Source organism: Caballeronia sp. AZ1_KS37, from assembly GCF_023631165.1.
GTDB lineage: Bacteria > Pseudomonadota > Gammaproteobacteria > Burkholderiales > Burkholderiaceae > Caballeronia > Caballeronia zhejiangensis.
Genome location: NZ_JALQDP010000043.1, coordinates 232,552 through 258,948, shown reverse-complemented (window position 1 = coordinate 258,948; position 26,397 = coordinate 232,552). Strand labels below are relative to the sequence as shown.

Below are 26,397 nucleotides of genomic sequence, written 5' to 3'. Positions count from 1 at the left end.
GCGAACCTTTCTTACTGGAATCCCGCCATGACCCGCGACAACGAATCTGTGGGCGAGGTAGTCGTTTGTCCCGACGAACATGCAGGATGGCGCATCGAGGCTCCCGATCCGGATCGCCCGCAAGGTGTGTTCGTGACGATTGTGGCGGACAGACAAGCGGCACTGGAACTTGCCGCGCGCTTCTATCCCAACGCGCGGATCAAGGTCGTTGACGATTCTGCCGCCACATGAAAAAGCGCTCCTCGCGCGGTGGCGGGCGGAGCACCGATGAGCCATTGCCCGAGTCCATCGCTCCGCAACTGGCCACCCTCGCGCGCCGACCGCCCGCGAGCGGCGCATGGCTCTGGGAGATAAAGTTCGATGGCTATCGCCTGATGTGCAGGCTGGAAACCGGGCGCGTCAAGCTCATCACACGCGGAGGCCACGACTGGACTGAGAAGATGCGCACGCTGGCGGCCGCCATCGAGGAAATGCCGGTCGACAACGCGTGGCTTGACGGTGAGGTGGTCGTGCTTACCGAGAGCGGCGTGCCTGACTTCAATGCCCTGCAGAACGCATTTGACCGCCGCAGCACGGCGCAACTGACCTTTTTCGCGTTCGACATCCCGTTCCTCAACGGACGCGATCTGCGTGAAGTGCCGCTCTCTCAGCGCAGGGAGTTACTGGGCGAGTTGATTGCCAAAACATCAAGCGAGCGCATTCGCTTCAGCGAGTCCTTCGCCGAAGACCCGGAATCGCTGCTCGCGTCCGCATGCCGCATGCGTCTCGAGGGAATCATCGGCAAGCGCGCCGACGCACCGTACCGCTCGGGTCGCTCGACGGACTGGATCAAGCTCAAATGCCTAAGGCGTCAAGAATTTGTCGTCGGCGGGTACACAAGACTAGCCGGCGCGAGGAGCGGGATGCGATCGCTGATGCTCGGCGTGCACGAGCGAGATGGCAGCTTGCGGTTCGCCGGCACTGTGAAGGCGGAATTGAAGCCGCGCCCGCTCGCTGAACTTGAGAAGAAGGCGGCGAAGCTCGTTCGCGACAATCCGCCTTTCTATAACCCGCCCCCGCGCGAGAAAGAACGCGACTTCGTTTGGCTGGAACCTGAACTCGTCGTTGAAGCGTCGTTCCTCGAATGGACGCCTTCGGGCGAAGTTCGTCACCCCGTTTTCCAAGGCATGCGCGACGACAAGCCCGCCACTGCCGTGACGGAAGAGACTGTCGTCGACGTCGATGAACCCGAGAGCCTGCCGCAGGCCAAGGGGACCACGCGGATGTCACCCGGCCGGGCGGGAACGCTCGTCATCGCGGGCGTGAAAGTGTCCAACGCGGAACGCATCATTGATGACGTGACGCGCATGAAGAAAATTGATCTCGTGCGCTACTACGACGAGATTGCGGAGTTCGCGTTGCCGTACCTAAAGGATAGACCGGTGTCGCTGGTCCGCGCGCCTGAGGGAATCCACGGCGAGCTGTTTTTCCAGAAGCACGAGGAGCGTTCGAAGATTCCCGGTATCACGCGGTTGCCGGTCGAGATGCACCCTGGCCACCCGCCGCTGCTGGTCGTCGACCATCACGAAGCGCTCATCGGCCTCGCTCAGATGAACGTCGTCGAGCTGCATAGCTGGAACGCCGTGCAGCCGGACCTCGATCATCCGGATCGCTTCATCCTCGACCTCGACCCAGACCCAGAGTTGTCATGGCAGATGATGGTCGATGCGGCGACGCTCTCCAAGGTGCTGCTCGACGAGATCGGACTTAAGAGCTTTATCAAGACGAGCGGCGGCAAGGGTTTCCATATCGTTGTGCCGCTCACGCGCCGACAGCAGTGGGGCGAGGTGAAAGACTTCTCTCAGGCGGTCGCCCGCTACATGGCGCGACTGATGCCCGAGCGCTTTTCCGCCGTCCTTGGACCCAAGAACCGAGTGAAAAAAATCTTCATCGACTACCTGCGCAACAGCAAGGGGGCGAGCACGGTCGCGGTGTTCTCCGCGCGTGCCCGATCCGGCATGGGGGTGTCGATGCCAATCGCGTGGGACGAGCTAAATGACATCGGCCGCGCCGATCAGTGGACGATAAAGACGGCCGCGCAGCGCATGCATGCGCTCCGAGCCGATCCATGGGAAGGATTTCACCGCACGCGGCAAGGCGTAACCGTGGCAATGCGAAGGGCGGTGGGCATGCGCTGACGGCTCTGCCGTCAGGCACGGCCGTCTCCTTGCTCAGAACTGATCCTCTACGTTCATTCGTTCGTGGAGGATACGCGCCACAGCAATCGCCCCCTCGCCGGCAACATACAGCACTAGATGGTGCTCGACCGGAAGGACGCGGCAGCCTTCGAACAAGTCGTCGCGCGCGATGCCCAAAGCGGGGTTTGTTTCGAGCAGGCGCATTCCCTTCTCTAATTTCGAAGCATAGGCGTCCATCTGCTTTTCACCCCAGATCTCGAGGGTGTACTGCAAGATGTCGGCAAAGTCCTCCTGCGCGAGGTCCGAAAGAACGATAGGAAGCTTACGGCGCGACAACAGGTTTCACCTTTTTGCCCTGCCGCGAGTTCGCGATCGCTCGTTTTTTGGATGCCTCAACATCGAGCGGAGACGTCCTTCCGTTGCGTACTTGCTCCGCGCCTCCGGCCGCTTCACTGCGAAGCTGCTCGTGTCGATCACGAAGCTCCATTAGCCGCAGCGCCTCCCTGACGACTTCGCTTGCATTGTTGTAGAGGCCGGTCGCTACCTTGTCCTTGACCATTGTCTCTAGCGCGGGCGTTAAATTCACATTCATAGTTGCTCCGTTGGCCATTACCTTTGCCAAACAAAGATTAGCAAACATCGCTAATCTTTGCCATGAAGCGAGGCCGCCCTTGTCAACCGCCGTTTCGCCGCGCTGCGATGGAAGGAAAGGCCCAAAAAGCGACACAGCGGTCCTAGTTGTTGCGCCATCTCTGACATGCGGCAAAGAAAACGTGAAAACTGCTGGTCAGACGAAATATGACCCGGTAATGTTGGTCGCAGTTAAGCGACGGCTCGATCGCTAACGGAACCTGAGAGAACAAAATGATCGTTTATCACGGCGACGCGGCGTTCGAGCCGAACGTCACGCGTAGTGGGAATGTCTTTGTAGCGACCGCCTCGATTCTCGAGAAGGACGGTCGTTCGACGCCGCTCGGCGAACTAGGATACTTCGCCAACGAGCAATCGGCGATGCGATTCGCGCTCCTGTCAGCGACCGCTTTCATTGAGGGCGACGAGTTGCCCCTGTCACCGGTGCGTCTGTCCACATAGGCGGCATCACGGGAGCCTGGGCGAGGCGACTTGCATTCATTCTTGTACCGGTAGCTGAAAAGCCGCTAAGCCGCGGGGGGTATGAACCCGGATTAGGCGACGGAAAACACGACGGCGCCTTCCTTGTTGAGTCTGGCATCGCTCGGCTCAATAATCGAACATTCCAGTTCGGGATAGGCAAGCCGTCGGTATAAGCTCGTTTCGAGCAGTTCTCCGCGAGTCCGGCGGTACAGAAGGCGTCCAGCGAAGTAGTAGTGCGGCTCAGTTGGAGCCGGTGCCCTCGCGGGAACGCGTCCGTGGAATGTCGTGCGCGTGTCTGCCTCAAACGTCGTCCATAGCTCGCCCCGCGCTGGCAGTAACGTGCCCGGTTTGACCGCGTCCGTAACGGCGTAGCCCACCCAGCTTTCGGCAGCGAGTGTCGTGCGCCGATGTACGTGCGCTTGATTTCAAACGCGCCGCTGACGACCTCGAGATCGCAGTGGGATTGATTTAGCAAGACGAACGTGACCTTCCTGGAGAGCCCGGGATGATGCGGGCCTTACTTATACGGATCGACAATTGCCGAGCGTCCGTACTTGAAGTCGACTCGACGTTGGTCACCTGTTCACTGAGTTTGTGTTGGCGCGCATTCGTTCCGGTACCAGTAGTCAACGAGGCGCTGCGCGTACTGCAGGTCCTCGGGATAGTAGGGGTCATACCCAAACGGCGACGGGTCGTATCCCGCTTTTCGCAACGCGGCCAACTCTGACTGGTGCGCCGCCATCGTGGGGTTCGCATTCGTCCTCAGCGCCGTCAGGTCGTGGCATTCGCGGTCCGTAAGGTACCTGCCGGGCGGTGGCATCTCGCCGACCGCTACGCAACCGGCGAGCAAGAATGCCGACGCATAGGCGATCCCCCAGTGTTTCCGTGTCGCGTCCATGCTGGCCACCTGCCATTAGTCGCCGCTGCCTAGTTCGCTGTGCTTGTGCGAATGCGTAGCGGCATGGACTAGCTCGTAGTGAGCGCCTTTGCCACTTCGCGTCGGCGGAAAGTGCTCACCCTCGACGCAAGTCACCTCGAAGCCAGAGCCGCCATCGCCTTCCTTCACGACCTTGTAGATGCCCGAGGTCTGAACTTTCTCGCCGGGCTTGTGCTGTTCTGCCATGAGTTCCTCCGCGATTTCGGTTATTGCTGGGAAAGAGCAAAGATTGTTCCGGCCCGATTACTTTCGGCTGAGATAGCGATTGAGGAGGGGCGTGGCACTGGCGCCGTGCACGAACACCGACAGGACGATGGTCGCCAAGATGATCGGCACGAGCGGCCCAACGCGGTCTTGCCCGGCCTGTTCGAGGGAAAAGAGCAGGTAGTAGAACGCGCCGACGCCACGCAAGCCCAACCATCCAGACAGAAACCGCTGCTGGCGGTCCATCGACGACCCAATCAGAGAGAGGGTGCTGCCGAGCGGCCGGGCCACAATAAACAGGAAAAGCACCGGCCAGACAACGGACCAATGAATTAGCTCGCGCCAGTGCGCGGATACGACGCTGCCGATGACGACCATCAGGCCCAGTTCGACAAAGCGTTCGACCTCGACCGAGAAGCCCATCATGTTTTCCGCGATATACGCATGAGCCAGTTCCGGATCTTTGGCGGCTTCCTCGCGCTGGCCCCGCTCGACTGATTCCAACACCTCGCTCGGCGGCTTGTCGCCCGTCGCCTTCATTTCCTGCCGCCGAAGCGCGACGCCGGCGGCGAAGACTGCGATGAACGCATAGCCATCGACGATCAGAGTCGCACCGTAGGCTAAGGCCACAAGCCCAAGCGCAAGAAAACCTTCGAGACCCAGCGCATGGTCGTACTTCGTGCGCAGCTTGGTCACCAGCACGACGACACCGGTGCCCAACGCCCAGCCGAAGAAAAGTGCGCTCGCCAGCCCCCACGCGATGGCAAGGGCAAACGTCCACGGGTTTTCGCTGCCAAGACTGCCGACTCCGCAAAGCGCGAGAGCAATGTAGACCATCGGAGACGCCGCGCCGTCGTTGAGTCCTCCCTCCGACGACAGAGCGAAGCGCAGCGGTTCATCGTCGCCAGCTTCCTCGACGCGCAATTCGTTGGCCAATACGGGATCGGTCGGCGCGAGCGCAGACGCCAGCAGCAACGCCGGACCTGCGGCGAGCCCGAGGCCCCACCGCGCGGCGACGAACATTACTGCGATGGTCAAGAGCATGGCTGGCCCGGCGAGGCGTAACGTCAGTCGCCAAAGCGGCCTGGAAAGCTCGACACGCAGGTACATACCGATGGCGAATAGAGACACCACAAGTCCCGCTTCGGTAAGCGTGCGAAGCAGGCGCACGTCGCGCTCGACATCGATCGTCAACAGTCCGGCGCCCGCTGGACCGAGGAGGAAGCCGACAATGAGGTACACCATTGCGCCGGTCATCGGCAGCCGCTCAACCAGTTTGCGGCCCAGCGCCATTAGCACCATCAATGCCCCGACGATCAAGAACCAAACGGCTTCGATCGTCATCAGCGTCTCCTAGAGCTTCTGCAGTCTGCGGAACTGGTTGAAGTGGCGAATGGCCAGCGTTGCCTCGCCCAGTTCTTCATGGATACGCGCGGCGTTGAAATGGGCATCAGCGAAGTCGGGATCCTGTTCAATGCAACGCTCATAGAACTGCAGTGCCTCGCGGAAGCGGCCCGAATCTTCAAGCGCCACGCCGATGTTGAACAGCAGCACCGGGTCGTTTGCACGGTATCGCAGCGCGTCTTGATACACCCCGATGGCCTCGTCGAATCGCTCGCTGTCCATGAGGATGCCCCCAAGGTTCAGCGATGCGTCGGTATAGTCGGGCGCGCGTTCGAGCGCTTTCCGATAGGCCGCTTCCGCAGCGTCGAGGTCATCCTCCTCCAGCGCGCGCGCCTGCCGGAACAGGTTGACAGCTTCTTCACGCGCCCGCTGCTCGCGCGGCGCTTGCATGGAGGCGACGTTTCCCGAAGCCTGTGCCTGCTCGAAATCCAGCAGCAGTTGGCCGGTTTCCGCATCCCACTGGCGGCTCGCCCCATCCCGCACCGCAACGCGATCACCAACAGCAGCAATGCGCACGCCAGTGAGCGATCCTTCGCGGCCCCAGCTCTTTTGAAGGTGATCGAGTGCGCGGACGATCTTCATGGGCGAGACACCCGCCACTCGGAGCGCGTGCGCGGTCCTGAGCATGACGATGTCCTGGAAGGTGAAGCGCCGCTCGCCTTTTTCGCCGCTTAGCGGTGATACGAAACCCGCCGCGATCAACCGGTCAACGACGCTGCGCGACACACCGAGCATGCGTTGCACATCGCGGAGGCTGTACCCGTCGTCTTGCATATCACCGTTTCGTGCCAGTCTTGCGCGCCGGTGCCGGTTGGTCTTCAGTGGCCGCACGGCGCACGGCACGGCGCTTGGGCGCCGGAGCAGCTTCGGCCGCGTCATCCGCGGGCGCGGCGGTGCGCGCGCTTTTGCGCGCCGCTCGCGGTGCTGCTGGCTGTTCGGCAGATGGCTTCTTCTTCAAACTTGCCCGGAGTGCTTCGACGAGATCGATCACCTGCGCGCCGGGCTGTTCGACGGCGGGCGCGGCGGTGATCTTGTTGCCCGCGATCTTCTTGTCGATCTCGGCGAGGATGCGCTCTTTCTCCTCGTCCTTGTACGCGGCGGCGTCGTAGCTGTCGACGCGGTACTGATCGATCAGTTGCTCGGCGAGCTGCAATTCCGTAGGCTGGATTTCGGTTTCTTCAATGCCAATATCGGCCTGCGAGCGAACCTCATCGGCGTAGAGCAGCGTCTGGAGAATTAGGCCGTCGTTGCCGGCGCGCACCTGCACCATGTGCTGCTTGCCCTTCCACGTCCAACGGGCAACGGCGCACGTGCCGCTGTCTTTCATGGCTTCCTGGAGCAGCCGGTACGGTTTTCCGCCGCGCTTGTCGGGAGCGAGGTAGTAGGGCTTGTCGAGGTAAATTGGGTCGATCGCATCGATCGGAACAAACGACACAATGTCGATTGTGTGGCTCGCGCTCGCTTCCAGCGCGTCCAATTCCGACTTCTCGAAAATGACGTACTTCTCTTTCTCGAACTCGTAACCCTTGACCATATCGGCGCGCTCGACGACTTTCCCGTCGTGCGGGCAGACGTACTGCTGCTTGAGCCGGGTGCCGCACTCTTTGTGCATGAGGTTGAAACCCACGCCGGATTTGCTCTCCGTGGCCGTGTAGACCTTCACCGGCACGGATACGAGACCGAAACTCAGCGTCATTGAAGCGATAGAACGCGCAGCCATAGAAACCTCTCGCGTAGGTTATCTGGCCGGCCACAGTCGATGCCGCTCTTGGCGGCGCATCCCAGTCACGCGGCAAGGCCAACGGGCGTTTTGCGCAAAACGGGTGCCACACCTCCCAACCCAAGCCGCAACAACGGAGAAGGCGGGGACCCTCTCCGCCTCCGTGTATATTTTCGACAACGGAGGGCGAAAACAGTGTGCACGAGCTATGAGTCTAATCCGAAAGACGCGTTCGACGTCTTCAGTCTGTTTCCGGTGCCGAACTTCGAATACAAGCCGGAAATCTACAAGGACTATGCCGCGCCGATCTTCCGCCGCGTCGATGGTGAATATTTGACTGACGCAGCGACGTTCGGGATGGTCCCGCGCAAGTTCATCCCGCAGGGCGTGAAAGCCTTCGATACGATGAACGCGCGATCCGAGTCAGTGGGGCAAAAGACGAGTTTTCGCACTGCGTGGAACAAGCTGCAACTCGCTCTGATTCCATGCCGCCGGTTCTACGAGCCAGACTACGAGACTGGCAAGGCAGTGCGCTGGCGCATCGGCATGGCCGATGGCGCGCCGCTCGCGATCGCTGGGTTGTGGCGCGCATGGAAAGACCCCGCCGACGGTTCAACGAGCCTGTCGATGACGATGTTGACGGTCAACGCCGAAGATCACCCGTTGATGAAGCGCTTCCACAGGCCGGGATCGGAGAAACGGTCGGTGGTCATCATCCCGCAGACGGAATACGAAGACTGGCTGTCATGCAAAAGCACGGACGAAGCGCGGTCTTTCCTGCAGCTTTATCCGGCCGACGCAATGCACGCGGAGCCGTTTCCTCTGCCACCCCGAACCGCCAAACCGAAGGCAACCCCTAACGTCGATCTGGCGCAAGCATCGCTCCTTGCTGATGAGGGGGGATGATCGAGAGCACAGTAAGGCCGACGCGAAGCTGTTGCCCCGACGGCGGCCATAAGAGGTTGACTCAGGCGCGGCTGCCGAGCGCGCGCTCGATCTTGCGATCCGTCTTGTACTGGCCGAGTGCGAAAACGGACCAGATAGCGGCTGGAATCCAGCCGATCAGCGTGATCTGCAACAGAAAGCAGATGATCCCGGCGATCGGACGGCCGATCGTGAAGAATTGGAGCCACGGGATGATGATGGCGAGAAAGAGGCGCATGTTGGGTTCCTTAATGGTTCGACGAGACCGTGATAACGGCCCCTTAGATAAATCCTTAACGGAGCGGAAGTGCGTGCTGCCTTCCGCCCTCGGCTCGATTAATTGACGACCAGAGCGCCGCCGTTGCCGAGGCCGCCCTTGACGTTCTGCGCCCGGTACTGGCGAACTGCACCGACGAGGTTGTTGAGCGAGTCGGTGAATGCTGCGACGACGACCTTGCCCTGCGCAGTCCGTGCGTAGGCACCGCCGCCTGCAGCGCCAGCACCGCCGAAGCCGCCAGCAAACACCCCGGAGAGCATGCCAAAGTCGACGTTACGCGCTGATCCTTCGGCGGCCGCCAACTGGACGCTGGAGCGGTTGTCGACGAGCGTCAGCATGGTCGAGGCTTCCTGCGCCTTCATCGTGCCGGCGGCACCGGCGAGCACACCGCCAACCACGGGCACGAATGCGAGCAGACCCGCTGCGCCGCCGCCAGCGTCGCGGTTGCTGAATGTCACGGTCGGGCTGATCGTGTAGTCGGCCGCGACCATCTGGCCTTTGTGCATCTTCGAGGTCTTGCGCAGTTCGCCCGATGCGTTCAGCGAGCGTTCTCCCATCGCAGTGCCGAGCGCGCGGCCGCGATCGACGATCACAAAGCAGTTGCTTTGCTGGACGAGCAGCTTCAGAACGGGCACCGTCGAGCCGAGCTGGTATTGACCGGTGAGAAGGCCGTACCACGGCGCTTCCGTATCTTCGACGATCGCGACGGTGCCGAGCGGCGCCGTGCAGTGCTGAAGGCCTGCGTTGGCGTTCTGCGACGCTTCACCAGCAGCGGAACCGGTCGCAGCCGTCTTGGCGGACGGTGCGCCCATCTGCATTTCGGAGCAAGCGGACAGGGCGAAAACGGACAGGGCGGCCACGCCGATCATTTTGAGTTTCATGTTTCCTCGTTGTTGTGTCGTATGGTCCTTTGTATTGGCTTCAAACCCGGACCTTTAATCAAAATCACTTTCTTGCTTCGCGACATCGGCTCAGCGTGTCTGGCGTCGTGAGTCAGCCAGGGCAGCGGCCCGCGTGCAAACGCTCGTCGAATTCGGTACTACGCCGGCTCGCTCCAGCGAGCCGGGTCCTGCGCGCGTTTAGGGAGGTGTCGCCCGCCGTCTGGAGCCGGGAGTCAAGGGGCAGGGGTGCTACGTGCCGGGGAGGTCATTGGCGACGCGGCGTCAACTCTCCCAGGGCGATAACAAGGCTACCGGCCAAGAAACGACGGCAGGACCGAAAAGAGGCGTCTTTTTGATGCTCTTTCATCGCTGACCGCCTAACGCCATCGGCGCTCAAGCGGGGTCACGCGCCACCACACTCCATCAAGGCTTGATGCCTGCGCACGGATACGACGCATCGCCCCCCGTTTCACCATCAGCCCGCCGTCCTTCACGAACCCCATGCCTTTGAGCGCTTCAGTGGTGTAGCGCTTTCTCAGCGTCGCGTAGATGCGCGTCATGACGACTTTCCGATCGAAGCAGCGGCCACCTTCGGAGGGCAGTCGAAGCCGGTCCGCTCCCCGCGGATTACTTCGACATCCGCGCGGTTCGCCCGCACGAGAACGTCTCGCGACCCGTTTGTTTCGTCGAAGAGCCGAACGTAGGAACTGCCGCCCACGCCATGCCACACGGCGCGGGCATCGCGCGTCCCCCACTTATCAGTGGTCGGAAGCTTGCAGAACTGCACTTTGACTCCGCTCGCCGTCGCGATCGCAGCCAACTGCGTGTGCTCAGCGTCGGAAAAGAGGACGACTTGGCCGGGAGCCGAGCGCACGCCGAGATTGACCATTGCCAGATTTAACAAGGCGGGGCGCGTTGCTACGAGCAAACCGAAGATCGTCATCGCAAGAAAACTCACGGTCAGGCGAATGCTGGGTCGCTGTGCCGTGGTGGTGGGTACGATGAGCAGGAGGATTCCGCCGATTAGGCCGGCAGCCGCGAAAAACAACAACGTCGCGTGCATGCGCGCATCGGGCGCTTGGTCTTTCAGAAGAACCAACGTGGAGCCAAACGCGAGCGTAACGATCAATGACATGAAGACCGTTGCCCCATTATCGACTGCGCGATGCAGCAACGCTGCCGGCGGCTTCCCGCGCCGCTTGAGGCGGAAGTTGTTTGCGACGACGAAAAGCTTGAGCGCCCACAACGCCGCGAAGGCACCGAAGCAGATGCCAATCAGCGCAATGCAGGTGAATGAGAACGCGGCGGAGGCGAGGAAGAAGGCATCGCCGAGCGACAAGCCCTCGGGCACGATGCTTTCGAAATAGCAGTAGGCGATCAAAACAGCACCGCCCAGGAGGAGGACCGCTTTCCACGCGGTCGCGAAGGATGCTTGGATGACGTCGATGACCGACTTGATCAGTTTCATCGCGTCGACGGGCTCTTTCTTGTTGGGTTCCATGGGACCTCGCTTGGGTGACGATAGCGACGCGAGTCCGTTCGCGTCATAAACCAGCCTATCGACACCAACGGGAAGTCAAGGAACCTGCCGCCGCTTCACACCCGAGAGAAGAGAGAGGAAGCTTCCGTTGCTTGGACGCGCGTCTCCGCGGGGAATAACGCGGACCGGATACCGCTCTCATCCGGCTTCGCCTTCGACTGAAAGCGGACTGTCCGAATACCCGCGCTTGCGAGATATGCGTCGCGCACGGCGTCACGCGCGGCGTCGTGCGTCCGGTCATCGAGCTCGACAACGGCGACGAGCGTGAGCTGTCTGTCGTAGACCGCGTAGTCCACCCGCTTTTGCGAGATTCGTCGAAAGTCGATGGTGCGCTGCTTTCCGTTGGAGATCGGCTGGATGAGCGCTGACATCGCGACTTGCGGAAAGATCAACGCCTCGGGAAGCGCGCGACGAAGCCGCTCGAAGAACTCCTTCTCGTTGGCGGTCAGCAGGGGAACAGCCCTATATCGGGGCTTCGCGGCGACCTTGCTGGCAATGATCGCGACGATGCCAACCAATAGGGCGATGACTACAACTGGTGCGATGTGGCTTTGCATGGTGCCTCGATGCGGTTATAGGTCGTGCACGGCAAGCAGGAGGCCGGACGCTGTGTGCCTCGCTGAAAGCCGTTTCATTTGCCGAGACGGCTCTTATAGGACGGCGGGTGGACGAATGCCGCCACGGTTCAACCCCTGCGCCTTCGTTGTGCTTGCAGCCTTGGTGGTGAACGACCAGCTGAGATCAAGCGGACTGTTCTGGGTCCCATTCGCCCCGAATGTGGTCAGAACTCCGACGACATGCACCGTGTACGTGGCGCTTGCGTTGAGCGGCTTGAAAGGAACGCACATCGCAGCGTTCGTGAGCTGCGTATCGTTGGCAGATGTCTGAAGCTGACACGGCACCGCATTCCCGCCGCTGTCGGTGACCGTATAGCTCACCGAACTCAACTTGGACATCATGTTGCCCTGAATGGTGATCGGGTACCCGGTGTACGTCTGGTTGTGCTGAGGCGCGGACGCAAACGGGCTCGGAATTTCATTGACGTACCAATCCGTCGGAACGTCCGTCTCGTTCGGGTACGGATAAGCGATGACTTGCGTGCCGCTGAGGGCGGACGTCATGTTGCCGAAGTCGATGTTGAACGCCCCCCACGTCGAGCTGGAGGCGCTGCCCACGCCCATACTGGCGAGGTTGTCGAGCATGATGACACGGTGATAGGGCGCGTCGAACAGGAGCCTGACGGCCACCAGGGAGTCGGTAAATGCTCGCGCATCACCGGCCGACGTTACCTCGCCCCAAGCCGTGTAGCTGCCTTGTGCGTTGATGCGGACCCCGGGGGTTGCACCGGTGAATCCGGGCTGACCAGCCGTCTCGTTGTGGCTCAGAATCGAGTTGTCGGCAAGATAAACAGCATGGTTTTGCGACGACGTCATCAGCCCCTTGTCGATCGAGAGCGCCGTCGTGTAACCGACGTTATGCCGCATGGCGTTCAGGTAAGCGACGCTGTCGGCAATCGGGTCTCCCGTGGCCGCAACGCTTTGCGCCGTGGACGCCGGTGGCAGGAAGCTCACTTTCTGCGACGCGGCTGGGGTGCCACTCTGGCTCCCCGTGTCGTTGGAGCCTCCTGTGCTGTTTGAGCTTTTCGCGCTGTTCGAGTCGGAAGAACCCCCGCCGCCGCAGGCGGCGAGCACGGCGACGGTCAGCGCGGTCACCGCAGTAACGCGGACGGACGGCAATAAAAAATACAATCTTTTCAAAATCAAGCCTCGTTAAATTCGTGGACGCCTGCGCGGCGCTCTGATTGTTTAGTCTCGTCACCGACCCAAGCGCGCGGATCGTTGACAAACCAGTGTTGTCCGAAAAGGCGCTTGTCAAGGCGGTTGAGTCGCGCCCACCCCATGGTCGGGTTGCGACTATTGTGAATCGTCATGCCAGCCCGGACCAGCATGAGCATGGTGAACAGAACGCCGGCTCATGAGCGGGCGAAAGCTACGATTTTTCGAGCGCCTTTCGCCCGTAGCTGACGTTGCCGGCGATGTATCGTTCGCAATGGTGAGCGTGGCCGCTCGCGGAACCGCTAAGCCCGGCGTCAAGCGACCGATAGAAGGGTCGGTAGGAGCTGACACGTCATGTCGTGGTTCAGGCCGCGTGTAAAAGCAAAAAACGAGATGACGCAGATGAAAATGGTTGGACCCAAAGTTGTCGCAATTACGTTGATGGTGGCTGTCGGCGCAACCGGTATTAGCGCAGCGACGGCCTTAGCGTCGCTCTCTGCGAATTCGAATGCGACGCTGGCGGCGACGCTCACTGCAGCGACGACTAGACAGGTAAAGCATGGTGATAGCGCTGAGGCGAAGGCTGCTGTAGAAAATGTCGGGGCACGGAAGCTGGAGGTGCAGGGCATGCTCGACTCAGCGGCAACCTCGCGGCCCTTCTTTTTATGGTCGATGCTGGCGTTTGGTTTGTCCTTGTTGCTGATGTCGGCCGCGTCGTTAAAAGCGGTTCGTCTACTGATGAGAGCGCCGGGACACGGCTCGGCCTAGAACTGACCGAAAAAGATCGAACAACGGGACACGCGGAGAAAAAATGCATACGGAGGCGCCGCGAGCGCCTTACGCCCGAGTGTCAGGCGAGACTGATCGGCGAGATCTCCGGTTCCCTGTTGGACGCTACCGACGGCTTCGACGCAGGTAAGAAAGCCAAGGCGGCTTGAAAGTACAGCGACGAGTTCAGGAACCGTCGACATAGTTTCGCGTGGGTAAAATTGGACGCGTCTACCTTTCGCGCCAAGGTCCGCGCATCCGACTCTATGGCTTTCTCGCATCGACGATCGACGTATCTCCGACTTGGCGCAGTGGAAGCTTACGCGCGCCGGAAGCGTCGCGTCATGAAAATCGCGGACAGTTCGGTCCTGTTCACCGTGCAGGCGGCTGACCCGAGGATCATCCCCGAGGCGCTGTTCGCGCTGAAAGAGGGCGATTGCCTTTCGCCGAGCGACCTCGAGCCCATTGTCCCCGGTCTCGCCGACATGCCAAGCTCCTTCGGACCGGCGACGGTGGCGAACCCCCTGCATACGCTAACGACCTCGACCGATGGCATCCTCGTCGTTCTCGAGCTGGCACTGGAGGCGGAAAGGGATTCCGCGCGAGCGGAGGCGAAGCTACGTGGAACCCTTGCGCGGCTCATCGTGACGATGCTCTGGCCGCCGGGATCCGAGGTCGACGAAGCGATGTGACGGCGAAGCGTCCCCGAGGGGGATAGGACCTCCCCTGCGGAGAAGTTGCCACGAACGGTCGTATCGCGCACGTTCGTCGTACCGACACCGGAGACGAAGCCGTACCAAAAGCACCTGCTTCCAAAGTTTCCGTGTTCGGCCACTTCCGGTCGTTCGGTATCGTGTGGTGCTGAACACTCGATAGGCTGCTCAACTCGCCTAACCGGCCATACCGATTTTGGGTCGCAGCGGTCGTTCATAGGAGTGTTTTGCTCGTCGCGGAAGATATGTGAAGGTCAACCAGAGCCCTTACGTGATGACGACATGGAACACAAATGCATGGGGCCCACCGGCTAACACGGTCAGGCTGAAAATGATTACATTGCGTGGACCTCGCCATCCACCATGCACTCTCATGACCGCGCGAGGACGCCACGAAGAACGAGTTCGCAGATGAATTCTTCGTAGCGTCTGCTTTCGGCGAGCACGTCGATCGTCTTGCCACGCGCGAAGCGAAGCATGGGCAAGCCGGTGACGAAGGACTCGCACATCCCTACGACCGCAAGAAAAAGCTGTTGTCCATCCACCGCGCGCATCGACCGGTCGGCGACGCCGGAGTCGATGATCGCCTGATAGGCGCGCATGCCGCTGTCGGTCAGCCTCTCCATCAGGCGTCGCGCGGTCGGATCCTCGGACTCCATCACCTCCTGGGCGATGAGTTGGTGAAAGTAGGGGTATTCGACTTGCAGTGCCATCAGCGACCGGATGCGCGCCTTGAGCGCTTCCTTCGGCGTTACATCGGACGCGGCGGCGAAGCGTTCGACGCGATGAGCGAACTGCTCCGTGAGCCTTTCGGCGACGGCGAGCAGCATGCTTTGACCATCGCGAAAGTAATAGCGGGCGAGAGAAGGATCGACACCCGCGAGCCGCGCCACCTCCGAGCGCGTGATCTTGCCCGGAGGCAGCATGCGCAGCAGTTCGCACGCGCATTCGACGATGGTGTCCCGTCCGATTGCCGGTGCATCGGCGCCCGGACGTCCGCTCGGCCGTTTGACCGCGCGTGGTTTGCGCTTCGTTCCGGCTTGCGGTGTGACTGTGGGTGGTTTTGGCATCGCGTCTGAAAGTGAGAGAGCGGCGCTTTACAGACCTTCCTGGGCCGCGACGGAGGGCGCGTCCGACTTGCTGCGCCGGAAGGCGATTGTCAGCAAAAGCCAGAGCGTTTTCAAGTCGAGCAGCTTCAGCGCCGCGCGCGCCTCTTCCGGTCTCAGCTCCGCCGACATCGGCATGGCGCCGAAGATCATGCCTTTGACGACGAGGCTGGACCCCTCGCGTTCGAACGACGTCACGGTCATCATTTCCTGACCATCCGAGGAGTAGATTTTCATACAGCCGCCTTGCGTACGCGATCGAAGTTGAGACCGATGTCTGAGAAAACGTTCATCACTGTATTGCGCCCCGCGCCGAACACGCTGCCGCCCGGATGCATGAACGGACCGACGAGATAGAGACGCTTCACGCCCGGCACGCGATAGTCCGAGAGTTCGGGCGTCGGGCGATTGCCGCCGCTTTGAAAGAAGTTGCCGCCCAGCCCGTGAATGTCGCCTTCGACGAAGCTGTTGGGCGAATCGCGTTCATGATCCAGCGGGCTTTGCACTTCGCGCGCGAGGATATTGCCGTCATCGAGATTGCTCACGAACTTGCGGGCGCCTTCCACCGCGCGTTCGCCCACTTCGTGCTTCACCTCGTCCCAGCGCGCCGCGCCGCCTTCCGCGAGCCGATAAGGCACGAACGCCTGCGTGAACGCGATGCCCTTGCCGGCCGGCGCGCGCGTCGCATCGATACGCGTCTGGTCCTGACCGGACAGAATCTGGTTCGCGGGAATCTCGCCGTGCCGCAGCGGATCGTACTCCTTGAGGAACTCGGACAGCCGGTCCGTATGACAGTACTGAACCATCTGACAGCTTTCGAGCGCCTTGCCCGCGCGGAATTCGAGCGGTTTGTCGAGCGCCATGTGCACTTGAAGCACATTGAACGACGAGAACTTGCCGGCCTTCGCGCGTTTGACGAGCGGCGGCGCGAGACCATCGACGAAACGATCCAGCACTTTCGGGTGAATGGCCGCAATCACCGCATCGCGCGCCATGTACTGTTCGCCGTCGGTGGTTTCGAGACCGACCGCGCGATCGCCGCTCGTGAGCACCTTGCGCACTTCGCGATTGCAGACCACTTCACCGCCGAAGTGGCGGATGCATTGCACGAGCGCATCCGACAACTTTCCGCTGCCGCCGATCGGCTTGGGCGAGCCGAACTTGTGCATCAACGCGGGGAACAGGAACAGGCCCATCGCGGTGCCGCCTTCGTCGGGGAAGTGCAGCAGTTCCGCCGAAGGCTTCAGCATATGGATCTTCACCTGCTCGTTCTCGAACATGTCGTCGACGAAATCGAGCGGGCTGCGCGTCATCATCTGGAAGATGTCGCGGCCTTCGGGGCTCTGCGAGAGCATCGCGAGAAACGGGCCGGTGGGCGCGGGCGGCGCGTACATGCCCTGCAGGAACATCGGCAAAAGCTTTTCGCTTTGCGCGGCGAAGCGGCGATAGGTCTCCGCATCCTTCTCGGAGAACTTCGCGATCGACTCACACGTCTGGTCCGAGTTGCGATGCGTGACGATATGACTGCCATCGGCGAAGAGCGTGGCCTGCGGCTTGTCCATCGCCACGTACTTCAGGCCGAAGCGCGACAGAAGACCGAGTTCGTCTTCCGTCATCATCGGATTGCCGGCGAGCATGACGTGCGACGACGAGTGCGTGTCGTGATGAAAACCGGGCAAGGTGATCTCGCGCGTGACCACGCCACCGCCGTAGAAGGGCGCGCGCTCCAGCACGAGCACGCTCTTGCCCGCCTTGGCGAGATAAGCGGCGGCGACGAGCCCGTTGTGGCCCGCGCCCATGACGACGACATCGAATTGCGGCATTGCATGTCCCCTTTATTAATCGTAAATCCGTATCAAATGGAATAGAAGTTTGGATCGAGCCCGGCGCGTGCGAAGTCGACGAGCGCCGCTTCGTAGTCCGGCTCGGAGGAAATGGCGAAGCGTTCTTCGCGCAGCCCTTGCAGCAGGCGGTTCGCGCAATCCGTCACGCTGCCGGGCGTCGCGAGCTCGGCAGGCGTGCAATCGAACCATCCCATGCGTTGCGGATAGGTGAGCCCGTCGGGACGCGTGGCCGTGAGTCCGGGACAGAACAGCGAAACGCCGATGCCGTGCGGCTTCATCGCGCAGGACAAGGCGTAAGTCCAGGCGAGCACGGCGCCTTTCGATGTCACGTAGGGCATCAAATGCTGCACGACCGGGTTCGGCCGAATCACGAGCGACGAAGCTGTATTGACGATATAGCCGCTGCGTCTTTCGATCATGTCAGGCAGGAACGCCTCGACCATGCGGACGTCGCCGAGCACGTTGATCTCGAACGACTGCCGGTAGCGATCGAGATCGATCGTGTGTACGTCGCCGGGACCGAACTGCTGTGCGGCAGCATTGTTGATGAGCACGTCGACGCATCCGAACCGTTCGACGATGCGCCCGCGCGCCGCTTCGATCGATGCCGCATCGACGACATCGCACGTCACGGCGAGCGCTTGCGCGCCGCTTTCGCACAGCGCGGCGGCGACCGCGCCCGCGCGTTGCGCATCGATATCGGCGATGACGATCTGCGCATCTTCCTGTGCGAGCCGCTGCGCGAGCGCCTCGCCGATGCCGCGTCCCGCGCCCGTGATCAGCACCACCTTCCCGGTGAAATCCATGCTGTCTGACTCCTTTGCTCTTTATTACTATCGATGGTAATTTAGCGCGTGCCGATCGGCCTTTCAATACACGATGACACGCTCAGGGGTTTACCCGTGGAACCACGAACACGCTTGCGATCTTTGGCTCATCGCGCGCCGGCAAGGCGGCGCGCGATGAGTTCCGTGCGCTCAGAACGCCGTGCGCATGCCGACGATGAACGAGGTCGAGTTCTTGCCGAGATACGCGGCCGTCACCGTGGAAACGGGCGTGCTGCCCGACGCGCTGGTGGCCTGATAGTAGGCGTTCTCGCCGTTCCAGATCTTGCTCAGGCCCGCATAGACGATCGTTCGTTTCGAGAGGCTGTAGTCCACGCGCACGCTCGCCGAATCGGCATTCGCGTTGGCCACGGCCTGATCGCGCGTGAAGCCGTAGTCGAAGCGCACGGACGTCGCGCCGAACGGAATGGCGAGCGCGAAATCGACGTTGTAGCGATTCACGGCCGCGGTGCCGGCGGCGTCGGTCGTGAAGACGCGCTGATAAAGCACGTAAGGAATGGCATAGGCGAAGGCGTAGCTCGCGCCGGCGGTGACCATCGAGAGCATCGAGTTGGGGAAATTCACGTCATGCGGAGACTTCGAGCGATAGAAGCTGCCCGCCGCGCGCAATCCGCCGAAATCGTATTGCCCCTTTACTTCCCACAGATTGCCCGCGGCGCCGCCGTTGGTGCCAAACGAATACTGGGCATCGAGCACGAAGCCGTAGAACGAGGGCGATTCGTAACGCACCGTGTTGTTGGTGTTCATCACGGTGTTGCCCTGGAACAGGAAGGCGTTTTCGGACGCGCCCCAGCGCGCCATCCAGAAGCTCGACAGAATGTCGTTCTGCAGCGTCGTGACACGGCCCATGCGCAGCTCGCCGTACTTGTCGTTATGCAGGGCCAGGTAGGCATTGCGGCTAAAGAGCGACGACGCGCCCGTGCCGGTGTTCGGATTGAACGGCGCTTCGAGATCGAAGATCGCCGTCGTGCCGCCGCCCAGATCCTCCACGCCCGTGAAGAAGAAGCGGCTCTGATTGAGCGCGCCGTTGCCGAGGCCGTTGACCGTGCCCTGGCCGGTGATGGCGTGTTGAAAATAGCTATCGACATATCCGCCGAGCGTAACCGAACTTTGCGCATGCGCGCCGAGGGAAACGCAGGTGCCAAGCGCCGCGACGGCGGCGAGTCGTTGGGATCTCATCCAGTCTCCAGACATCGTTGTTTTATTCGCTTCACATGGCGCGCCTGCAGTGGGCGGCGCCGTGAATCCAGTTCGTCGAGTTGCCACGAGCGAAAGTTAATGGACTGGGACTCGGAAAACCATTGCTGGCGGAGCAAACCAGTTGTGCGGGATTGGCGACGCGCCGCGTTCCGCTCTACGCACAACTGGTTTGCCGGATTGGCGATAGGCAAGGGCGGGCGGCGCGCCTACAGTCTTCCGAAAACCGGGCGAAACCGGCCGGATTGTGCGAGTGATGCGCGGGCGGCGCGAGCCGCCACAACATGGAGCCAGACATGGCAGGAAGACTGAGCGGCAAGGTGGCGCTGGTGACGGGTATCGGTGGCGGCATCGGTAAGGGATGCGCGATGCTGTTCGCGCAGGAAGGTGCGACCGTGATCGGCTGCGACATCGATGTACGCACCGCCGCCGCGACTGCCAACGAGGCACGCGAGCGCGGTCTGTCGATCGATGCCGTGGCGCCGTGCGATCTTACCCAATCGGAAGACGTGCGGCGCTTCATCGAGCATGCGGGGGAGCGTTACGGACGCATCGACGTGCTGCTCAACGCGGCGGCGATCCCGCCCCACATGGCTTCGGTGGCCGAGATGGACTACGCGAGCCAGTGGACTCCGACGATGGTCGGCGAGGTCGATCTGGTGTTTCTCGCCTGCAAGCTCGCGTGGCCGTATCTCCAGCGCAGCGCGGCGGCCTCGATCATCAACTTCGCGTCGGTGTCGGCGTTTCGCGCGTCGGTGAGCTTCGGCATGGCCGCGCATTGCGCGGGCAAGGCGGCGGTGCTTGCGATGACGCGCCAGCTCGCCCTCGAAGGCGGCCCAACGATCCGCGCCAACACCATCTCGCCCGGCCTCATCGTCACGCCTGCGACGGAATACGCGGGCGCGACGCACGGCGAAGTGCGCGAGCGCCTGCTCGCGCGCATTCCGATGAAACGGCTCGGCCGCCCGGAGGACATCGCGTGGTGCGCGGTCTATCTCGCTTCCGACGAATCGGGCTGGGTGACCGGCGCCAATTTTCCCGTTGACGGAGGTGTGATGGCCGGCTGAAGCTAACGCGTCCCTGCCGGATGCGCAGAGAGGAGACACGATGTGCACCGAAATCGGCAAATCAGAACGACACAGAGGATCGACATTCATGAAGTCACGCTTTTTCTACGGCTGGATCATTACATTCGCGTCGGGATTCGGCATCGCCTGCAGCTTCGCGGTACTGATTCCGGCGACGCTCGGCCTGCTCGCGGGCCCGCTCAACCGTGAGTTCGGCTGGTCCGTGCAGCAGGTCATGGCCGCGAACATCTTCACGACGACGGCGGGCGTGCTGGTCGGGCCGTTCATCGGCGCGCTCGTCGACCGTCTCGGCGCGCGCCAGGTCATCATCGCTTCGTTCGTCATCGAGGCGCTCATCATTCTATCGTTTCGCTTCATGAGCGATTCGCTCGTGCTGTTCTACGCGCGCTTCGCCGCCTTCGCGCTCTTGTGCAGCGGCTGCACCGCGATCGGCTTCACGACGATGATCTCGCGCTGGTTCCATCGCAGGCGCGGCCTCGCGCTCGGCGTGGCGCTCGCCGGCACGGGGCTCGGCGGCGTGCTGTGGTCGCTCGCGGTCAGCACGATGTTCGCGTCGATCGGCTGGCGCGCGTCGTTCGGCTGGTTCGCGGCCTTCATCGGCCTGTTCGCCGCGCCGATGCTGTACATGATCCTGCGCGACGATCCCGCTTCGATGGGCCTGCGCGTCGATGGCGGCGCGCCAGGCAGCGACACGGCAATCAACCGCGACTGGGGCATGAGCCTGCACGAGGCCGCACGCACGCGCCAGTTCTGGATGCTGCTCGCGGTGTCGTTCCTCGTCGCGTTCGGCGTGCAGAGCATCATGTTCAACCTCGTGCCCATCGTGAAGAAGGCGGGCGATCCGGCCAACATCGCGGGCATCATCCAGGCGTCGCTCTGGGGCGCGCTCGTGTTCGGGCGGATCATCACCGGCTGGCTGCTCGACCGTTTCTTCGCGGCGCGCGTCGCGATGGCGTTCCTGCTGTTGCCGGTCATCGGCGCGGCGATGTTCGCCACCGGCGCGACGGGTTCGTCGGCATTCGTCGCGGCGATGCTGATCGGTCTCGCGGCGGGCGCGGAAGTCGACACTTTCGCGTACATGGCGAGCCGCTACTTCGGGCTGAAGCATTACAGCCGCATCTACGGCGCGTGCTTCTCGCTGTTCGCGCTCGGCTCGGGCATCGGCCCGGTCACCACGGCGCATATCGCGCAGGGCGCGGGGAGCTATGGCCCGGCTTTGTGGACGCTGGTCGTCGTGCTGCTCGCCGCCGCCGCGCTGCTCATGTTCTTTCGCCGCTTTCCCGCGGAACAGGAGCCGCTTTTCATGAAGGTCGATAGCCGGCTCGAAACCGGCTCGGCGCATCCCTGACGCGACACGCAACGAGAGAGATTTGGAGAAGACGGATGGATATCGCAGTGAACGAAAGCAATGAACTGGATGCGCTCGAAGGCAAGGTGTTCTGGCAGGGCGATGAAGGATACGAAGACGCGCGCGGCGCCGCAGTGTGGCGCGCGAACAAGCCGAACCGCTATCCAAAGGTGATCGTCGTGGCGGAAAGCGCCGCTGAAGTCGCCATCGCCGTGCGCCATGCCGCGAAGCATGGCCTGAAGGTCGGCGTGCGCTCGGGCGGACATAGCTGGACCTCGCCGCATTTGCGCGACGGCGCGATGCTGATCGACGTGTCGCGGCTCAACGGCATCGACGTGGACACCGGAACGCGCCACGTCTGGGTCGGTCCCGGCGCGAAGGGCGAGAAGGTCAACGACGCGCTCAAGCCGCATGGTCTGATCGTGCCGACGGGCCATCATTCGACGGTCGCGGTCGGCGGCTTTCTGATGTGCGGCGGGTTCGGCTGGAACTCGCGTCTGTGGGGCAACGGCTGCGCGCAGATCGCGGGTGTCGAGGTCGTGACGGCGCAAGGCGAGATCATCTACGCCGACGAGCACACGAACCGCGACTTCTGGTGGGCCGTGCGTGGCTCGGGCGCGGGTTACTTCGGCGTGGTGACGCGCTTCAGGCTGACGGCGCATCCGCTACCCGCCGTGATGAAGAGCAGCGTCTATGTCTATCCCGCCGACGTGCTCGAAGCGTTGCTCACCTGGGCGCGCGAGATCGCGAACGACGTGCCGCCGTTCGTCGAACTGGTGATTACGTCGACGGCGCACGATCCGGACGGCAACTGGGCGCCGGTGCGCCTGACGCTCTCCGCGCTCGCCATCACCGACACGGACGAAGAGGCCGACAAAGCGCTCGCGATGTTCGAGCGCTGCCCGGTGGTGGATCGCGCGACCAAACGCAAAACCTTCCAGCCGACGAACCTGACCGAGCGTTACGTAAGCGGCACGGCCGCCGATCCCGTCGGCTATCGCTACGCCTGCGACAACCTCTACACGAACGCGCCGGCGAGCGAACTGATTCCGCGCATGCGTGAGCTTTTCACATCGCTGCCGACACCGCGCTCGCATGTGTTCTGGTTCAACTGGGGACCGGTGAAGCCGCTCGGCGATCTGGTGCTGTCGGTGCAGGGCGATATCTATCTGGGCGCGTATTCGATCTGGAGCGATCCGTCCGAGGACGCCGCGATGGATGCGTGGCCCGTCGAGCAGATGCGCAAGCTGGAAGACCTCTCGGCGGGCGGTCAGATGAACGACGAGAACATGCTCGCGCGCCCCGACAAATATCTTTCCGACGAAGTCAGCGACAAGCTCGAACGTCTGCGCGCGCAGCACGATCCGAACGGCGTGTTCCTGTCCTTCCTGACGGCGGAGACGCGCTGATGAGCAGCCTGCCCGCATCGCGCCGCTTCGATTACATCGTCGTGGGCGGCGGCTCGGCGGGCTGCGCGCTCGCCGCGCGGCTCTCCGAGGATCCCTCCGTGCGCGTGCTGTTGCTCGAAGCCGGGCCGGACCGCCGTCACCGCTACATGCCGATGCCCGCCGCGTTCTACGCGCTGCTCAAGGAGCCGTCGCTGATGTGGGGCTATAGCAGCGCGGCCGAACCGCATGCCGACGACCGCACGCTGCCGCTTCAGCGCGGCAAGGTGCTCGGCGGCACGGGCGCGATCAACGGCATGACCTACGCGCGCGGCGATCGCCAGGATTACGACGACTGGGTGTCAACCGGCGCGACTGGTTGGGACTACGCGAACGTGCTGCCTTACTTCCGGCGCGCGGAGTCGAGCTGGCGCGGCGAGACGCCCTGGCACGGCGGCAGCGGGCCGCTCGCGGTGAGCCGTGGCGAGCCCGTCGACGATCCCTTCCATCCCGCGATGATGCAGGCGGCCGCGCAACTCGGCGAGCGTATCAACGACGACTACTGCGGCCCGTCGCTCGAAGGCTTCGCGAATGTCGAGTTCACCATCGGCGGAGGCAGGCGGGCGAGCACGGCGGAGCGCTATCTGCGTCCCGCGATGCGACGGCCCAATCTCACCGTCGAATGCAATGCGCTCGCGAGCCGCATCCTGTTTTCCGGGCGGCGCGCCGTGGGCGTGGCGTATCGACGCGACGGTGCGGTGTCGAGCGTGTTCGCGGAGCGCGAGATCGTCGTCGCGGGCGGCGCGTACAACTCGCCGCAATTGCTGATGCTTTCCGGCATCGGCCCGGCGGACGAACTGCGCGCGCTCGCCATCGATCCGGTCGCGGACCTTCCGGGCGTCGGGCGCAATCTGCAGGATCACGTCGTCGTCGCGATGATGTATCGCGCGCTCGGCGACGTGACTTTCAACCGCTTCTTGCGCTTCGATCGCGCGGCGCGGGCGGTGCTGCAATGGAAGCTCTTCGGCACCGGCGCGTTCGCGCAGATTCCGCTGTCCTGCTGGGCGTTTCGCAAGACGCTGCCGACGCTCGAGCGGCCGGACGTGCAGTTCTTCTTCAGCCCCGTATCGATGGATGCGCGCCTCTGGTTTCCCGGCGTGCGCGGCCCGACCTCCAACATCGTGACGGCGCGCAATGCGCTGTTGCGGCCGAAGAGCCGGGGCGTGCTGCGGCTTCAGTCGCGCGATCCGGCGGCGCCGCCGCAGGTCGTGTCGAACATGCTCGCCGATGCCGAGGACCGCGAGGCGCTCGTGCGCGCGATCCGCCAGACGCGCGAGTTGTTCTCGATGCCCTCGCTGCGCGCGCTCGTCGCCGATGAAGTCGCGCCGGGTCCGGCCCGGTCAAGCGATGCCGATCTGCAGGCCTTTCTGCGGCAGAACGCGCGCACCGCGTGTCATCCGTGCGGCACCTGCGCGATCGGCATCGACAGTCATGCCGTGGTCGATCCGCACTTGCGCGTTCACGGCATCGAAGGATTGCGTATCGCCGATGCCTCCGTGATGCCCAATGTCGTCAGCGGCAATCTGAATGCGCCAACGATCATGGTCGCGGAAAAGGCGGCCGATCTGCTGCTGGGTCGCGCGCTGCCGCCCGCCGTTCTCGCGCATGACGCGGAGGGCAAAGAGCCGTCGCGTGAGCGCGTGCATTGAGCGCACGAAGGTCTTCACGTGTGCATCCGAAGCACAACTGGTTTGCAGCGCGAAGCCCTTAAAACACGCGATATCGCTCGTTAGACTGGTGTCATCGACCGGGCGCGGGAAGCATGCGCCGCGCGTCTTTCCAAACGTCTTCAAAGGCCAGGCCAGATGACTTCAGTCTTGTTCAGGAACGTGAATATTTTCGATGGCAGCGGCGCGGAGCCGTTCGCCGGTGCGGTGCGCGTCGAGGGGCAGCGCATCGTGAGCGTGACGCGCGGCACGCAGCCCGTCGACGAAGGCGATGCACGCGTGATCGACGGCAACGGCGCGACGCTGATGCCCGGCATGATCGAGGCGCACGCGCATCTGTCGTTCGCATCGTCGACGGGGCGCATCATTCGCGAGCGCAATCTGCCGGTGGAAGAGCATCTGCTCATCACGGCGCACAACGCGGCCGTGCTGCTCGACAGCGGTTTCACGAGCGCGTATTCGGCGGGCTCGAAGGGCGCGCGCTTCGAAGTGGCGCTGAAGAAGGAGATCGACGGCGGCTATCTGCCGGGACCGCGCCTCGTGCCGTCCACGTTCGAACGCGCCGCCGATGCCGACAAGTCGCGCAGCGGTCCCGAAGCGCTCGCGCAGTTCATCGCGCACGCCGCGCAGGATGGCGTGCAGTCGGTCAAGCTGCTCTTGTCCGGCGACGACGCGTTCGGCAAGGGCGGCTCGCTCGATGTCGAATACACCGACGAGGAAGTGGCCGCGGCAGGCGCCGCCGCGCGCGGGCAGGGCATCTGGCTCGCCGCGCACGCGCAGGCGCCCGAGGCCGTGAAGATGGCCGCGCGTCACGGCTTTCGCGTGATCTATCACTGCACGCACGCGGACGAGGAAGCACTCGATCTGCTCGAAGCGCGCCGCGACGATGTCTTCACCGCGCCGGCCATCGGCATCGTGTATGCGAAGGCGTATCTCGGCGAAGCGTTCGGCTTCACGCGCGAAGTGGCGGAGAAAAACGGCTACTTCGATGCGCTCGAACGCAACATCGAGGTCTATGCACGCATGCGCAAACGCGGCATTCGCGTGCTGCCGGGCGGCGACTACGGTTTTCCGTGGAATCCGATCGGCGAGAACGCTCGCGATCTCGACCTGTTCGTCAAGCTCTTTTCGTGGTCCACGAAGGACGTGCTCGTCGCCGCGACGCAATGGGGCGCGGATCTCATGGGCATGGGTTCCGAACTCGGGCAGATCAAGGAGGGCTTTCTTGCCGATCTGCTGCTCGTCGATGGCAATCCGCTCGACGACGTCACGATTCTTCAGGACCGCGCGAAGCTGCTCGCGATCATGAAGGACGGCGCGTTCCGCAAGGTGCCCGCGCCCGCGCGACAGACCAGCGAAGCGGCGGCATAAGCGCATCGGCGGCCCCGCGCGGGTTGTTGCGAATGGAGACTTCGCACGGCCCG

The 26,397-nt window shown here is 62.7% G+C and carries 29 protein-coding genes; 11 read left to right on the top strand and 18 right to left on the bottom strand.

Translation table 11 applies throughout. The annotated features are described in order from the left end of the window. The first annotated feature begins 27 nt into the window (after positions 1-27). Entirely contained in the window at positions 28-231 is a 204-nt protein-coding gene (locus tag NCS00_RS30310; RefSeq protein WP_250441910.1) for a hypothetical protein, read from the top strand. Continuing rightward, positions 228-2,177 carry a DNA ligase D gene (gene ligD, locus NCS00_RS30305; protein ID WP_250441909.1) on the top strand — a complete coding sequence of 650 codons (1,950 nt, stop codon included), beginning with the start codon at positions 228-230 and terminating at the stop codon, positions 2,175-2,177. Before NCS00_RS30310 ends, ligD begins: the two co-directional genes overlap by 4 nt. Positions 2,178-2,210: 33 nt before the next feature. Here the strand turns inward: ligD and NCS00_RS30300 are convergent, their stop codons facing one another. Further along, positions 2,211-2,513 (bottom strand): type II toxin-antitoxin system RelE/ParE family toxin, encoded by a 303-nt coding sequence (locus tag NCS00_RS30300; protein ID WP_250441908.1) that lies wholly within the window; start codon positions 2,511-2,513, stop codon positions 2,211-2,213. Continuing rightward, positions 2,500-2,769, bottom strand: a complete 270-nt coding sequence (locus NCS00_RS30295; RefSeq protein ID WP_250441906.1) for a type II toxin-antitoxin system ParD family antitoxin — start codon at positions 2,767-2,769, stop codon at positions 2,500-2,502. Before NCS00_RS30295 ends, NCS00_RS30300 begins: the two co-directional genes overlap by 14 nt. 272 nt (positions 2,770-3,041) lie before the next feature. Between NCS00_RS30295 and NCS00_RS30290 the strand changes: the two genes are divergently transcribed. Next, positions 3,042-3,269, top strand: a complete 228-nt coding sequence (locus NCS00_RS30290) for a hypothetical protein (protein WP_250441905.1) — start codon at positions 3,042-3,044, stop codon at positions 3,267-3,269. 604 nt (positions 3,270-3,873) lie between these two features. On the opposite strand, the gene NCS00_RS30285 is transcribed toward NCS00_RS30290, so the two are convergent. Genes NCS00_RS30285 through ku form a run of 5 tightly spaced genes read right to left on the bottom strand, consistent with a single transcriptional unit; the run spans position 3,874 to position 7,555 of the window. Then, positions 3,874-4,188 carry a DUF4148 domain-containing protein gene (locus tag NCS00_RS30285; RefSeq protein ID WP_250441904.1) on the bottom strand — a complete coding sequence of 105 codons (315 nt, stop codon included), beginning with the start codon at positions 4,186-4,188 and terminating at the stop codon, positions 3,874-3,876. Between the two features lie 15 nt (positions 4,189-4,203). After that, a complete protein-coding gene (locus tag NCS00_RS30280) occupies positions 4,204-4,413 on the bottom strand; it encodes a hypothetical protein (protein WP_008343290.1) in 210 nt (69 codons plus the stop codon). Between the two features lie 57 nt (positions 4,414-4,470). Then, a complete protein-coding gene (locus NCS00_RS30275) occupies positions 4,471-5,775 on the bottom strand; it encodes a cation:proton antiporter (protein WP_250441903.1) in 1,305 nt (434 codons plus the stop codon). 9 nt (positions 5,776-5,784) lie between these two features. Then, entirely contained in the window at positions 5,785-6,609 is an 825-nt protein-coding gene (locus tag NCS00_RS30270) for a tetratricopeptide repeat protein (RefSeq protein ID WP_250441902.1), read from the bottom strand. A 1-nt stretch (position 6,610) separates the two neighbouring features. Beyond that, positions 6,611-7,555, bottom strand: a complete 945-nt coding sequence (gene ku / locus NCS00_RS30265) for a non-homologous end joining protein Ku (protein ID WP_250441901.1) — start codon at positions 7,553-7,555, stop codon at positions 6,611-6,613. A 195-nt stretch (positions 7,556-7,750) separates the two neighbouring features. Here ku and NCS00_RS30260 point away from each other — a divergent pair, with 195 nt between their 5' ends. After that, positions 7,751-8,461 (top strand): SOS response-associated peptidase, encoded by a 711-nt coding sequence (locus tag NCS00_RS30260; protein ID WP_244808857.1) that lies wholly within the window; start codon positions 7,751-7,753, stop codon positions 8,459-8,461. A 61-nt stretch (positions 8,462-8,522) separates the two neighbouring features. Here NCS00_RS30260 and NCS00_RS30255 read toward each other — a convergent pair whose 3' ends face one another. From NCS00_RS30255 to NCS00_RS30230, 6 genes are all read right to left on the bottom strand, one after another. Then, complete coding sequence (locus NCS00_RS30255; RefSeq protein ID WP_035510755.1) at positions 8,523-8,717, bottom strand: hypothetical protein; 195 nt, start codon at positions 8,715-8,717, stop codon at positions 8,523-8,525. A gap of 98 nt (positions 8,718-8,815) precedes the next feature. After that, positions 8,816-9,637, bottom strand: coding sequence for a CsgG/HfaB family protein (locus NCS00_RS30250; protein WP_250441899.1), 822 nt, complete (start codon positions 9,635-9,637; stop codon positions 8,816-8,818). A 377-nt stretch (positions 9,638-10,014) separates the two neighbouring features. Further along, complete coding sequence (locus tag NCS00_RS30245) at positions 10,015-10,197, bottom strand: hypothetical protein (RefSeq protein ID WP_244808741.1); 183 nt, start codon at positions 10,195-10,197, stop codon at positions 10,015-10,017. Next, positions 10,194-11,138, bottom strand: a complete 945-nt coding sequence (locus NCS00_RS30240; protein WP_250441898.1) for a hypothetical protein — start codon at positions 11,136-11,138, stop codon at positions 10,194-10,196. Before NCS00_RS30240 ends, NCS00_RS30245 begins: the two co-directional genes overlap by 4 nt. Positions 11,139-11,233: 95 nt before the next feature. Further along, positions 11,234-11,734, bottom strand: coding sequence for a DUF2726 domain-containing protein (locus NCS00_RS30235; RefSeq protein ID WP_250441896.1), 501 nt, complete (start codon positions 11,732-11,734; stop codon positions 11,234-11,236). 93 nt (positions 11,735-11,827) lie between these two features. Then, on the bottom strand, positions 11,828-12,940 hold the full coding sequence (locus NCS00_RS30230; RefSeq protein WP_250441894.1) for a CAP domain-containing protein: 1,113 nt from the start codon (positions 12,938-12,940) through the stop codon (positions 11,828-11,830). Positions 12,941-13,306: 366 nt separating this feature from the next. Between NCS00_RS30230 and NCS00_RS30225 the strand changes: the two genes are divergently transcribed. After that, the gene (locus NCS00_RS30225; RefSeq protein ID WP_250441893.1) at positions 13,307-13,720 is read left to right on the top strand and encodes a hypothetical protein; all 414 of its coding nucleotides are present in this window, start codon (positions 13,307-13,309) and stop codon (positions 13,718-13,720) included. A 344-nt stretch (positions 13,721-14,064) separates the two neighbouring features. After that, positions 14,065-14,412, top strand: coding sequence for a hypothetical protein (locus tag NCS00_RS30220; protein WP_250441892.1), 348 nt, complete (start codon positions 14,065-14,067; stop codon positions 14,410-14,412). A 392-nt stretch (positions 14,413-14,804) separates the two neighbouring features. Here NCS00_RS30220 and NCS00_RS30215 read toward each other — a convergent pair whose 3' ends face one another. From NCS00_RS30215 to NCS00_RS30195, 5 genes are all read right to left on the bottom strand, one after another. Then, complete coding sequence (locus NCS00_RS30215) at positions 14,805-15,263, bottom strand: TetR family transcriptional regulator C-terminal domain-containing protein (RefSeq protein ID WP_250441891.1); 459 nt, start codon at positions 15,261-15,263, stop codon at positions 14,805-14,807. A 267-nt stretch (positions 15,264-15,530) separates the two neighbouring features. Further along, positions 15,531-15,746: a hypothetical protein gene (locus NCS00_RS30210; protein WP_250441890.1), complete on the bottom strand. Its 216-nt coding sequence runs from the start codon at positions 15,744-15,746 to the stop codon at positions 15,531-15,533. Positions 15,747-15,772: 26 nt separating this feature from the next. After that, on the bottom strand, positions 15,773-17,362 hold the full coding sequence (locus tag NCS00_RS30205; RefSeq protein WP_250441889.1) for a phytoene desaturase family protein: 1,590 nt from the start codon (positions 17,360-17,362) through the stop codon (positions 15,773-15,775). 32 nt (positions 17,363-17,394) lie between these two features. Beyond that, positions 17,395-18,189 carry an SDR family NAD(P)-dependent oxidoreductase gene (locus tag NCS00_RS30200; protein WP_250441888.1) on the bottom strand — a complete coding sequence of 265 codons (795 nt, stop codon included), beginning with the start codon at positions 18,187-18,189 and terminating at the stop codon, positions 17,395-17,397. Positions 18,190-18,360: 171 nt separating this feature from the next. Beyond that, complete coding sequence (locus NCS00_RS30195) at positions 18,361-19,407, bottom strand: porin (protein WP_250441887.1); 1,047 nt, start codon at positions 19,405-19,407, stop codon at positions 18,361-18,363. 314 nt (positions 19,408-19,721) lie between these two features. On the opposite strand from NCS00_RS30195, the gene NCS00_RS30190 reads away from it, so the two are divergent. The 5 genes from NCS00_RS30190 (at position 19,722) to NCS00_RS30170 (ending at position 26,344) form a co-directional block, all read left to right on the top strand. Further along, complete coding sequence (locus NCS00_RS30190; RefSeq protein WP_250441886.1) at positions 19,722-20,492, top strand: SDR family NAD(P)-dependent oxidoreductase; 771 nt, start codon at positions 19,722-19,724, stop codon at positions 20,490-20,492. A gap of 88 nt (positions 20,493-20,580) precedes the next feature. Further along, a complete protein-coding gene (locus NCS00_RS30185; RefSeq protein ID WP_250441885.1) occupies positions 20,581-21,861 on the top strand; it encodes an MFS transporter in 1,281 nt (426 codons plus the stop codon). A gap of 47 nt (positions 21,862-21,908) precedes the next feature. Then, positions 21,909-23,270, top strand: coding sequence for an FAD-binding oxidoreductase (locus tag NCS00_RS30180; protein ID WP_250441884.1), 1,362 nt, complete (start codon positions 21,909-21,911; stop codon positions 23,268-23,270). Continuing rightward, entirely contained in the window at positions 23,270-24,955 is a 1,686-nt protein-coding gene (locus tag NCS00_RS30175) for a GMC family oxidoreductase (protein WP_250441883.1), read from the top strand. The genes NCS00_RS30180 and NCS00_RS30175 overlap by 1 nt, the downstream gene beginning before the upstream one ends. A 156-nt stretch (positions 24,956-25,111) precedes the next feature. Beyond that, positions 25,112-26,344 carry an amidohydrolase family protein gene (locus NCS00_RS30170; protein ID WP_250441882.1) on the top strand — a complete coding sequence of 411 codons (1,233 nt, stop codon included), beginning with the start codon at positions 25,112-25,114 and terminating at the stop codon, positions 26,342-26,344. Positions 26,345-26,397: the final 53 nt, after the last annotated feature.